Origin of the sequence: Streptomyces genisteinicus, assembly GCF_014489615.1 — a bacterium.
Lineage (GTDB): Bacteria > Actinomycetota > Actinomycetes > Streptomycetales > Streptomycetaceae > Streptomyces > Streptomyces genisteinicus.
On record NZ_CP060826.1, the window covers coordinates 440,886 to 453,936 of the forward strand.

General features: G+C 73.1%; 1 protein-coding gene. It reads left to right on the plus strand.

Going from position 1 to position 13,051, the window contains the following annotated elements; translation table 11 throughout:
• The first annotated feature begins 2 nt into the window (after positions 1 to 2).
• Positions 3 to 13,046 (plus strand): amino acid adenylation domain-containing protein, encoded by a 13,044-nt coding sequence (locus tag IAG43_RS33795; RefSeq protein ID WP_425508662.1) that lies wholly within the window; start codon positions 3 to 5, stop codon positions 13,044 to 13,046.
• The last annotated feature ends 5 nt before the right edge of the window (positions 13,047 to 13,051 follow it).

Below are 13,051 nucleotides of genomic sequence, written 5' to 3' on the forward strand. Positions count from 1 at the left end.
GGATGAGGAACCCCTGTCTGCGCTTCCTTGCGGCACCCCCCAGTGTCTGGAGTGAATGCATGTCCTCGTCCGATGTCGACAGGCTCGAGACCTATCTGCGACGCACGACAAGCGCGCTGCTCAAGGCGGAGGAGGACCTCTCCGCCGAGCGCGCCGCACGCACCGAGCCCATCGCCATCGTGTCCGTGGGATGCCGGCTGCCCGGAGGCGTCGACACCCCCGAGGACTTCTGGCGGCTGCTCTCCCAGGGCGAGGACGCGACGGGCGCGCTGCCCGCCCGCTGGGACGGACTCGACCTGTACGACCCCGATCCGGACGCGGTGGGCAAGAGCAGCGCCCGCGCGGGCGGCTTCCTCGCGGACGTCGAGGGCTTCGACGCGGAGTTCTTCGGCATCTCCCCGCGCGAGGCACGGTCCATGGACCCCCAGCAGCGCCTGATCCTGGAAGTGGTGTGGGAGACGCTGGAGCGGGCCGGAATCCGCCCCGCCGAACTCGGTGAGAGCCGTACCGGCGTGTACCTCGGAGCGATGGGATCCGACTACGGCGGTCCGGGCGCCGATCTGGCGGCGTTCGACGGCTATGCCGGCACCGGAACCGCTGCCAGCGTGCTGTCCGGGCGCGTCTCGTACACCCTGGGCCTGCAGGGCCCCGCGATGACCGTGGACGCGGCCTGCGCCTCCTCGCTCGTCTCCCTCCACCTTGCCGTCCAGGCCCTGCGCGCCGGGGAATGCGACCTCGCCCTGGCCGGCGGCGTGACGGTGATGAGCACCCCCGCGGTCTTCGTCGAGTTCTCACGGCTCAAGGGGATGGCCCCGGACGGACGGTGCAAGAGCTTCTCCGCGGACGCCGACGGCGCCGGCTGGGCGGAGGGCGCCGCCGTCCTCGCCCTCAAGCGGCTGTCGGACGCCGAGCGTGACGGCTCCGCCGTCCTCGCGCTGATCCGGGGCTCGGCGGTGAACCACGACGGCCGCAGCCAGGGACTCACCGCGCCGAACGGCCCCGCCCAGCAGCGGGTCATCCAGGACGCGCTGGTGTCGGCGGGTCTGGTGGCGGGTGATGTGGATGCGGTGGAGGCGCATGGGACGGGTACGTCGTTGGGTGATCCGATCGAGGCGGGTGCTCTGGCGGCGGTGTTCGGTCCGGGGCGTGAGGCGGGGCGTCCGTTGTGTCTGGGGTCGGTGAAGTCGAACATCGGTCATGCGCAGGCTGCTGCGGGGATGGCCGGTGTGATCAAGATGGTGCTGGCGTTGGAGAACGAGTGTCTGCCGCGGACGTTGCATGCCGAGGTGCCCAGTGAGCATGTGGACTGGGAGGGCAGTGGTCTGCATCTGCTGGGTGAGGCGCGTGCGTGGCCGAGGGATGCGGCGCGGCCGCGTCGGGCAGGTGTGTCCTCCTTCGGCCTCAGCGGCACCAACGCCCACGTCGTCCTGGAGGAGGCGCCCTCCGCCGCGCGGCCCGGGGACGACGCGACGCGGCGGCCCGGCGACGGACGCCCGGCGCCCGGCGACGACCGGGCGGTATCCGGCGGCGGACGGACGGAACCCGGCGAGGCGCGCGCGGAGGACGACCGGAGGCCGGAACCCGCCCCCGCCCACACGGTGTTCCTGTCCGGTCGCGACGACACCGCGCTGCGCGCACAGGCCGGCCGCTGGGCACGCTGGCTGGAGGACCGCTCCGCGACCTCCCTCGCCGCCCTCGCCGCGACCACCGCGCACGACCGCACCCACCTGCCGTGCCGCGCGGCCGTCACCACGCACAGCACGGACGAGCTGATCCGGCAGCTCGACCTCCTGGCCGCCGGCCACACACCCCCCACGACGGCGGTCGCCACCGCCACCGACACGGACACCGCCTTCCTCTTCACCGGACAGGGCAGCCAGCATCCGCGCATGGGGTACGACCTCGCCCGCGTCCACCCCCGCTTCGCCCGGGCGCTGGACACCGTGACGGCCGCCCTCGACCCGCACCTGCCGCGCCCGATCCAGGAGATCCTCTTCGCCCCCGAGGGCTCGCCCGAGGCCGGTCTCCTCCACGAGACCCGGTACGCCCAGCCCGCCCTCTTCGCGTACCAGGTGGCCCTCCACCGGCTCTGGGAGTCGTGGGGCGTCGCACCGGACGCCCTCGCGGGCCACTCCCTCGGCGAGATCACCGCCGCACACCTGTCCGGAATCCTCGACCTCCCCGACGCGGCTCGCCTCGTCGCCGCCCGCGCCCGGCTCATGCAGGCCTGCCCGGCGGGCGGGGGCATGACCCAGCTCGCCGCCTCCGAGGACGAGGTGCTCGCGCGGCTGACCGGTCTCGACGGCCGCGTCGCCGTCGCCGCCGTCAACGGACCCCGGTCCACGGTGATCAGCGGCGACGCCGACGCCGTCGCCGCCGTCGCCGGGCACTTCGAGGACCTCGGCCGACGCACCCGGTCCCTCGACGTCTCCCATGCCTTCCACTCCCCGCACATGGACGGCATGCTCGACGAGTTCCGCGGCGTCCTCGGCACACTGGAGTACCGGACGCCGCACACCCCCGTGGTGTCCACCGTCACCGGCGAGCGGGTCACCCCCGGCTCCCGCCCCGGTCACGCGATGCTCACCCCCGACTACTGGGTACGGCAGGCCCGCGACACCGTCCGCTTCCACCACGCGCTCTCCGTACTCGTCGACCACGGCATCGGCCGCCTCCTGGAGATCGGCCCCACTCCCGCGCTCACCGCACTCGCCGCCTCCCACCCGGCCCCCGGAATCCACCGGATCGCCTCCCAGCAGCCCCGCAGGACACCCGACCAGAACGCGGCACTCGCCCAGGCCGTCGGCCACCTGCACACCACCGGCCGGAGCATCGACCTCCGGCAGACCCATCCCCACACCGAGACCCTCACGGCCTCCCTGCCCACCTACGCCTTCCAGCGCACCCCTTACTGGATCGACACGGACCACCGGACACCCGTACCCGATCGCGCTCCGCACCGGCGGCCGGCCGACGGACCGGCCGGACACACCGGCCTCGCGGCCCCGCTCGCGTCGGTCCCCGCCGCCGAACGCCTCGACGCCCTGACGGAGTTCACCCGCCACGCGACCACCGCCCTGCTCGGCGCCCCGCAGACCGTCCCGGCCGACGCCTCCTTCCGGGACTGCGGCCTGGACTCGATGATGGCCACCGAACTGGCCAAGCGCCTCGAGGAGTACACCGGTCTGCCGCTCGCGTCCGGCCTGGCGTTCGAGCACCCGACGCCGGGGGCCGTGGCGCGTCACCTGCTCGAGATCCTCGCCGAGGCGGCTCCGGCCCCCGCCGGGCCGGCCGTGGAACGCGCGGCGCAGCGCGACGTCCACCCGGCCACCGACGGGCAGCAGCGCCTGTGGTTCCTCGAACAGATGGACCCGGGAACCGCCCGGTACAACACCCGCTCCGCCCTGCGCACCTCCCGGCCGGTCAGCCCCGAGGTGCTCACGCGTGCCCTGGGCTGGGTGATGGACCGCCACGAGGCGCTGCGCACCCGGCTCGGGCTGCGCGACGGCGAACTCGTCCAGCTCGTCGACGCCACGTCCGACGACCCGCCGCTGCGGTTCGCCGACGCGTCGGACGCCGGGACCGCGGCCGCACTGATCCGCGACGAGGAGCGCGAACCGTTCCGGCTGACCGGGGGACTGCTGTTCCGGCTCCTCGTCGTCGATGCCGGCCCGCACGGGCAGATCCTCTGCCTCACCATGCACCATGCGGTGACCGACGGGTGGTCGGCGGGTGTGGTGTTCCGTGATCTGTTCGTGGCGTGTGAGGCGTTTGCCGCGGGTGGTGTTCCGGTGGCGGGTGCGGTGGGTGTCCAGTTGGGTGACTGGGCGCGGTGGGAGCGTGCGCGGGTGGAGGAGGGTGGGTTCGCCGAGGGTGTGGCGTTCCTGGCGGGTGAGCTGGCGGGGGTGGCTCGTCTGGAGTTGCCGGAGCTGGTGGACGGTTGCGAGCCGGTGGGCGGTGCGGACGGTGCGGGGTCGGCTGACGGGACGGTCGGGTTCGTTCTGTCGGACGGGTTGCGGCGTGGTGTGGAGGAGTTGGCGGTGGCGGCGTCGGTGACGCCGTACACGGTGCTGGTGAGTGCGTTCGCGGTGGTGCTGGCCCGGTACAGCGGGCAGTGGGACTTTGCGGTGGGGACGATCTGGGCGAATCGTCGGGCGGATACGGCGGACACGGTGGGGTTCCTGGCGAACACGCTGCCGTTGCGGTGCGACCTGAGCGGGGATCCCGCGTTCCGGGACCTCCTGACCACCATGCAGCCCCGCGTACTGGGCCTCATGCGCCACCAGGACCTTCCGCTCACCGAGCTCGTCCGGGCCGCCCCGCACCTGCGGGCGGACGAAGGGAACCCGCTCTTCCGCGCCGCCTTCAACTACCTCGCCCTCCCCGCTCCCGCCTGGCCGGACGACGTCTGGACGCCGGACACGCCGCACAGCACCCACGGAGGCCTGGAGGACGTCGCCAAGTTCGAGCTGGGGTTGACCCTGGTCGCGCGGGGTGCGGGTGGTGGGTTGCTGGGTGAGCTGGAGTTCCAGTCGCATGTGCTGGACCGGGCGTCGGCGGAGCGTCTGGTGGAGAACTTCCGGACGTTGCTGTCGGCTGCGGTGGCGGAGCCGGGGACGGCTGTGGGGGATCTGGATCTTCTCGGTGCCGGGGAGCGGGAGTGGCTTGCCGTGCGCGGGGGTGGGGTGCTTCCTCCGGCCGGTTCTGTGGTTCCGGTGGTGTCGGCGCTGGAGCGGGTGCGTGCGCGGGTGGGTGCGGTGCCTGGTGCGGTGGCGTTGTCGGATGGTGGGCGTGATCTGACGTATCGGGAGGTGTGGGACGCGGTAGTGGTGTTGGCGGGCCGGTTGCGGGCGCTGGGTGTGGGGCGTGAGGTGCTGGTGGGTGTGCATCTGCCGCGGTCGGCGGAGACGGTGGTGGCGATGCTGGCCGTGTGGCAGGCGGGTGGTGCGTATGTGCCGCTGGATCCTGCGTATCCGGTGGAGCGGTTGCGGCATGTGCGGGAGGACAGCGGTCTGCGGATCGTGATCACGCGTCCCGAGACCGTGGGCGACTTCGACCCCGCCACCGTGAACACCGTGCCCGTCACCGTCTCCGTCCCCGTCTCCGTCTCCGAGGCAGGTGACCCGACGGACGACTCCGTCGAGGACGCCTCCACCCCCGGCGCCGGCGACCTGGCGTACGTCATCTACACCTCCGGCTCGACCGGCAGGCCGAAGGGCGTGATGATCGAGCACGCCCAGTTCGCCAACTTCTGCGACGCGATCGACGAACGCGTGGGAGGCGGCGCCGGCGACACCTGGCTCGCGGTCACCAGCCCCTCCTTCGACATATCGGCCCTCGAACTGCTGTGGACGCTGACGCGTGGTTACCGGGTCGTCGTCGCCGACGGTTCGGTCGCCGACTGGGCCGCGCACCGGAGCCACGCGCCCACCCACCTCCAGTGCACCCCGTCGCTGGCCCGGATGCTCCTGGCCGACGCCGACGGGCGGGCCCTGATCGCCGGGCTCGACCACATGATCGTCGGCGGCGAAGCCCTCGACCGCGCCCTGGCCGAGAAGCTGCTGGGCCTCTGCACCGGCACCGTCACCAACATGTACGGCCCGACCGAGACCACCGTGTGGTCCTCGGCCTGGCGCCTGACGGACGGCGTCGTCTCGCTCGGTGACCCCCTCGCCGGTAATCGTCTGTATGTGCTGGATGGTGCGGGGCGGTGTGTGCCGCGTGGTGTGCGGGGGGAGTTGTGGATCGGTGGGCGGGGAGTGGCGCGGGGGTATCTGGGTCGTCGGGAGTTGACGGGGGAGCGGTTCGTCGCTGATCCGTGGGCTGTGGAGCCGGGTGGCCGGATGTACCGGTCGGGTGATGTGGTGCGGTATCGGGGTGACGGGAGTCTGCAGTACTGCGGTCGTGTGGATCATCAGGTGAAGATCCGGGGGCATCGGATCGAGCTGGGTGAGATCGAGGCGGTGGTGGGTGGGCTGTCGTCGGTGCTGGAGTGCGCGGCTGTGGTGCGTGAGGACGTGCCTGGTGATGCGTATGTGCAGGTGTTCGTGGTGCCGTCGGTGGTGGGCGGGGATGTGTCGGGGGCGGTGTTCGCGTGTGTGGAGCGGTGTCTGCCGGCGGTGATGCGTCCGCGGCGGGTGACGTGTCTGGAGTCGTTGCCGCATACGCCGAACGAGAAGGTGGACCGTCTCGCGCTGACCCGGCTGCCCGTGGACGACGACACGGACGCGACGCCTGTGCCGGGTGTGGTGTCTGTTCCGGATCCGGCTGGTGTGCGTGGGGTGTTGTTGCGGGTGTGGGGTGGGCTGCTGGGTGGTGTGGGGGGTCTTGATCCGGATCGGGGGTTCTTCGATCTGGGTGCGACGTCGATGACGGCGACGCGTGCGCATCGTTTGATCTGTGAGGAGTTGGGGGTCGAGTTTCCGCTGGCGGAGGTGTTCCGGCATCCGACGATCGGGCGGTTGGCGGAGTTCTTGGAGGGGCGGCTGGGCGGGGTGGTGCCGGGTGCTGTTCCGGTGCCGGCGGTTCGTGTGCGGGGGGTGGTGGATGAGCCGGTTGCGGTGATTGGTATGGCGTGTCGTCTTCCGGGTGCTGGGGATGTGGGGGTGTTCTGGGAGAACTTGCGGGGTGGTGTGGAGTCGATCCGGCGGTTCTCGGTGGAGGAGTTGAGGGAGGCGGGTGTTGCGGAGGAGTTGGTGTCGGATCCGGCGTATGTGCGGGCGAAGGGGTGTGTGGAGGGTGCGGATCTGTTCGATGCGTCGTTCTTCGGGTATTCGCCGGCGGAGGCGGAGACGATCGATCCTCAGCACCGGTTGTTCCTGGAGTGTGCGTGGCAGGGGTTGGAGCACGCGGGGATCGTTCCCGCGGCCTTCGACGGCGACGTCGCCGTCTTCGGCGGCACCGGCCTCGAAGCCCGCGGCCGTCTCGACCCCGGAGACCTTGCGGGCTTCTACCGGTCCATGACCGGCACCAAACCCGACTACCTCGCGACGCGTGTGGCGCACAAGCTGGACCTGACCGGCCCGGCGATGACGGTGCAGACGGCCTGCTCGACGGGTCTGGTGACGGCCCATCTGGCGCGCGAGAGCCTGCTGCGCGGCGAGTCCGACATCGCGCTGGTCGGCGCCTCCTCGCTGACCTTCCCGCTGGAGCACGGCTACCTGCACCAGGACGGGCTCGTGGTCTCCCGCGACGGCCACTGCCGGGCCTTCGACGCCGACGGCGACGGCACCGTGTTCTCCAACGGCACCGGCGTCGTGGTGCTGCGCAGGCTGTCGGACGCGGTGGCGGCCGGTGACACGGTCTACGCGGTGATCCGGGGCAGTGCGGTCAACAACGACGGTTCGGACAAGGTGGCGTTCATGGCGCCGAGTGTCGCGGGGCAGAGCCGGGTGATCGCGGCGGCGCAGGCCGCGGCGGGTGCGGAGCCGGCGTCGATCGGGCTGATCGAGGCGCACGGGACGGCGACGGCGATCGGTGACCCGATGGAGATCCAGGCGCTGCAGGAGGTGTTCGGCGCCTCCCCGCGTGAGGAGCCGTGCGTGATCGGGTCGGTGAAGACGAACATCGGTCACACCGACACGACCGCGGGGATCGCGGGTCTGATCAAGGCGGCGCTGTGTCTGCACCACCGCACGCTGGTGCCCAGTCTCCACTACTCCCGTCCCAACCCCGGCATGGGTCTGGACGAGAACCTGTTCCGGGTGAACACCGAGCTCACCGCCTGGGAGAGCGCAGGCCCGCGCCGGGCCGGGGTCTCCTCCTTCGGCATCGGCGGCACCAACGCCCACATCGTCCTCGAAGAGGCCCCCGCACGACCCGAACACACCACCCCCCGGCACACCGCGACCGGCTCCGCGCAGGACCCCGTCGTCGCGCTGCCGCTGTCCGCGCGCGGTGCCGACGCGCTCCGCGGACAGGCGGAGCGGCTGGCCGCCCACGTGAGGGCGAACCCGGAACTGACCCCCGCCGACGTCGGCATGTCGCTGGCGACGCACCGCTCCCTGTTCGACCACCGGGCCGTGCTGGTAGGAGCCGGCTGGGAGGAGCTCCTGACCGGGCTGGACGCGATGGCGGCCGGAGCCCCCGACGCGGGCGTCGTCAGCGGTGTGGCCGCCGGCACCCGGGACGCGGTGTTCGTCTTCCCCGGCCAGGGTTCTCAGTGGCCGGGCATGGGACGGGAACTGCTGGCGTCCTCACCGGTGTTCGCACGCCGCATGGAGGAGTGCGAGAAGGCCTTCGCCCCGTACGTCGACTGGTCGCTGACCGACGTCGTCGGCGCCCCCGACGCCGGCGAGCTGCTCGACCGGGTGGACGTGGTCCAGCCCGTCTGCTTCGCGATGATGGTGTCGCTGGCCGCCCTGTGGGAGGAGCACGGCATCCGGCCCTCGGCCGTCGTGGGACACAGCCAGGGCGAGATCGCCGCGGCCGTCGTCGCCGGAGCGCTCCGCCTCGAGGACGGCGCCCGCGTCGTCTGCCTCCGCAGCCGCGCACTGCGCCAGGTCGCCGGAGAAGGCGCGATGGCCTCCCTGGCCCTCCCCGAAGAGGCGGCGCGCGACCTCGTCGCCGGGTACGACGGCCTCGCCGTCGCCGCCGTCAACGGCCCCCACTCCACCGTCGTCTCCGGGGCGACCGGTCCGCTCGACGCCCTCACCGCCCGCTGCGAAGCCGACGGCGTGCGGGTACGCCGGATCGCCGTCGACTACGCCTCGCACTCCCCGGGCATGGCCAGGCTGCGGGACGAGGTCGTCCGCGTGCTGGAAGGCATCGCCCCGCGGCCCGCCGCGATCCCCCTCTACTCCTCGGTGACCGGTGACGCCATCGCCACGGAGACGATGGACGCCGCGTACTGGTACGCGAACCTCCGGCAGACCGTCCTGTTCGAGCAGGCCCTGCGCTCCGTCGCGGCCCGCGGGAACCACCTGTACGTGGAGGTGTCGGCCCACCCGGTCCTCGCCGTCGGCGCCCAGGAGACACTGGAATCGGCGGACCCGGCCGCACCGGTCATCGGCACGCTCCGCCGCGGCCACGGCGGCCCGGCCCGCTTCCTCACCTCGGTGGCACAGGCACACGTCGCCGGAGCGACGGTGGCATGGCCCGGGCTCTTCCCCGCCGGCGCGCGCCGCGTACCCCTGCCGACGTACGCCTTCCAGCGCCGGCGCTACCCGTACGCGGCGTACGACCAGCACACCACGGCGGACGTGAATGCCGCCGGGCTCCGCTCGGCCGGCCACCCGCTGCTGAACGCCTCGACGGACCTGCCCGCTTCCGGGGGCCACCTGTTCACCGGGCGCATATCCCTCGACAGCCACCCCTGGCTCGCCGACCACGCGGTCGGAGACACCCCGCTGCTGCCCGGCACGGCCTTCGTCGAGCTCGCGGTCCGGGCCGGCCGCGAGGCCGGCTCCCCGGCGCTCGACGAACTGACCCTGCACGCACCCCTGGCGCTGCCCGCACACGAGAGCGTCCACGTCCAGGTGGTCGTCGGCGGTCCCGACGACGACCACCGGCGGGAGGTCGGCGTCTGGTCCCGGCCCGGGACGGGCGACGCCGCGGACGCCTGGACCCGCCACGCGTACGGATTCCTCTCCCCGCAAGCCGCCGCCCCGGACCGGGAACCCGGCCCATGGCCCCCGCAGGACGCGCAGCGCGTCAACCTCACGGGGTTCTACGAACAGGTCGCGGAGAGCGGCTACCACTACGGTCCCGCGTTCCGGGGACTGCGGGCACTCTGGCGCCGCGGCGACGAGACCTTCGCCGAGATCGCCCTCGACGGTCCGGAGCGGGAGGCCGCGGGCGCCTACGGGCTGCATCCGGCGCTCCTCGACGCCGCCCTGCACGCCGCGGAGACGGGCGGCCGGAGCGGCGACGACGGCGAGGTCACCCTGCCCTTCGCATGGCGGGGGGTCGCCCTGCACGCGGTGGGAGCCACCGACCTCCGGGTGCACGTCACCCCCGGCCCTGACGGCGAGGGCGTGTCGATACGCCTGTACGACGCCGGCGGCCTCGACGTCGCCACCGTCGGAGCCCTCGTCTCCCGGCCCGTTCCGAAGGACAGCCTGGGCCCGGTGCGCACGCCCGGCGGCGACGGCCTCTACCGGCCGCAGTGGGAGGCACGGTCCGGCACCGGCACCGCCGAACGCTCCGGGGACCGGCCGGCCACCGCCTTCGTCGGCCCGGCCGCGCTCCGGCCCGCCATACCGGGCACGCAGGACGACGCCTACCCGGACCTCGGCGCGCTCGCGGCCGCCCTCCGGGCCGGGGCGCCCGCGCCCCGCACGGTCCTCGTCCCCTGCCCCGGCCGCGGCGACCGCGAACCCGCGACCGGTGACGCGGACCGCGTGCGGCGGACCGTCGGCCACGTCCTGGCCGTCGTCCAGCAGTGGCTGGCCACCGAAGGATGCGAGGCCTCCCGCCTGGTCGTCCTCACCCGCCACGCCGTCCAGGCCGGTCCCGTGGCCACGGCCGTCGACCCGGCCGCGGCCGCCGTGTGGGGCCTGATCCGCTCCGCGCAGACCGAACACCCCGGCCGCTTCGGCGTCGCCGACATCGACGACACCCCGGCCTCGGCGGACGCCCTCGCCCGGTGGGCCGCCGCCGAGGAGCAACTCGCCCTGCGCGCCGGCACACCGTACGTACCGGTGCTCAAGGCGGCGCCGCACACGGACGGCCTCGTGCTGCCCCCCGACGGCACCCCGTGGCGCCTGGAACCCTCCGGGAACACCCTGGACGGACTCGCCCCGCAGACCTGTCCCGACGCCGCCGCACCGCTCGCCCACGGGCAGGTGCGGGTCTCGATGCGCGCGGCCGGAATGAACTTCCGCGACGTGCTCCTCGCCCTCGGGATGGTGCCGGACCAGCAGGTCATGGGCAGCGAGGGAGCCGGCGTCGTCACCGAGACCGGACCGGGCGTCACCGGACTGGCCCCCGGCGACCGCGTGATGGGCGTGTTCAAGGGGTCCTTCGCACCCGTCGCCGTCACCGACCACCGGATGGTGGTCCGCTTCCCCGGCGACTGGACCTTCGCACAGGCCGCCGGCGTCCCCATCGCCTACCTGACCGCCTACTACGCCCTCGTCGACCTCGCGGGGATCCGCCCCGGCGAGACGCTCCTCGTCCACGCCGCCGCCGGCGGCGTGGGCATGGCCGCCGTGCAGCTCGGACGCCACCTCGGAGCCGACGTCTACGGGACCGCCGGCACCGGCAAGTGGGACGCCCTGAGGGAACTCGGCCTGGACGCCTCACGGCTCGCCTCCTCACGGGACCTGGCGTTCGAGCAGGAGATCCCGCGCTCCGCCGGCCGGCGGATCGACGTCGTCCTGAACTCCCTGACAGGCCCGTACATCGACGCCTCCCTGAGGCTCCTCGCCGACGGAGGCCGCTTCCTGGAGATGGGCAAGACGGACATCCGTGACGCCGGCGACGTGACGGCCCGCCACCCGGGTGTCACCTACCGCGCCTTCGACATGCCCGAGGCCGGTCCCGACCGCATGCAGGAGATGCTCACCGACATCGTCGGCCTCTTCGAACGCGGCGTCCTGCGGCCCCACCCCCTGACCGTGTGGGACATCCGCCGCGCCCCCGACGCCTTCCGCCACATGAGCCAGGCCAGGCACGTCGGCAAGGTCGTCCTCACGCTCCCCCGCCCCCTCGATCCGTCGGAGGCTGTGCTGGTGACGGGGGGTACGGGGATGTTGGGTGGTGTGGTGGCGCGTCATCTGGTGGTGCGTCATGGGGTGCGTCATCTGGTTCTGGTGTCGCGGAGTGGGGGTGCGGCGGCGGGGGTTGCGGAGTTGGTGGCGGGGCTGGAGGCCGCGGGTGCGGTGTCGGTGCGGGTGGTGGCGTGTGATGTGTCGGACCGTGGTGCGGTGGGTGGTCTGCTGGCGTCGGTGGGTGCGGAGCGTGCGCTGGGTGCGGTGGTGCATGCGGCGGGTGCTCTGGACGACGGTCTGGTGGAGTCGTTGTCGGTGGGGCGTGTGGAGTCGGTGCTGCGTCCGAAGGTGGACGGGGCGTGGCATCTGCATGAGTTGACGCGGGGGCTGGATCTGTCGGCTTTCGTGTTGTTCTCGTCGATGTCGGGTGTGCTGGGTGCTGCGGGTCAGGCGAACTATGCGGCGGCGAACGTGTTCCTGGACGCTCTGGCGCAGTCGCGTCGTGCGGAGGGGTTGCCGGGGCAGTCGCTGGCGTGGAGTCTGTGGGCGCAGGAGTCCGGTCTGACCGCCGGACTCGCCGACACCGACCACGCACGCATGTCCTCGGCGGGACTCACCCCGCTGCGCACCGAGGACGGACTCGCCCTGCTCGACGCGGCGATGCGGTCCCCCGAAGCCGTGCTCCTGCCGGCCCGCTGGAACCTCGCCCTGCTCCGCCGCAACGCCGCGATCCTGCCGGCCGTCCTGCACGGCGTCACCGAAGCGGTCCCGCTGCGCCGCGCCACCACGGCCGACACCCCCGCCCCGGCCGGCCCGAGCGAACCGGACCTGGTCCGGCGCCTCGCCGAGTCCGCCACCGACGACATGCGCGACAAGATCGTCCTCGACACGGTGCTCGCCCAGGCCACCGCCGTGCTCGGACTGCCCCCGGCCGAAGCCGGACGGGTCCGTCCCGCAGCGGCTTTCAAGGACCTCGGCTTCGACTCCCTGATCGCCGTGGAACTGCGCAACAGGCTCAACACGGCCACCGGACTCCGCCTGTCGGCCACACTGGTCTTCGACCATCCGACGCCCCAGGCGGCCGCCCGCCACATCCGCGGCCGGCTGACACCGCCGGCACGCCCCGCGGCGGAACCCGGCACATCCCTGCGCACCCGCGTGGACGAACTGCTCGCCGAGGTCACCGCCCCCGGCGCGGCCACGGCGGCCGCCGACCCCGAGGAGCACGCCGCCGTCACCGGCCGGCTCACCGCCCTCCTCGCGGCATGGCAGGAAGCGGCGCCCGGCGGACCCGCCGCGACCGGCGCCCACGAGGAGCACGACCTCGGGCTCGACGCCGTCACGGCCGACGAGCTCTTCGACTTCATCGACAACGACCTGAGGATGGGCCGATGACCGGC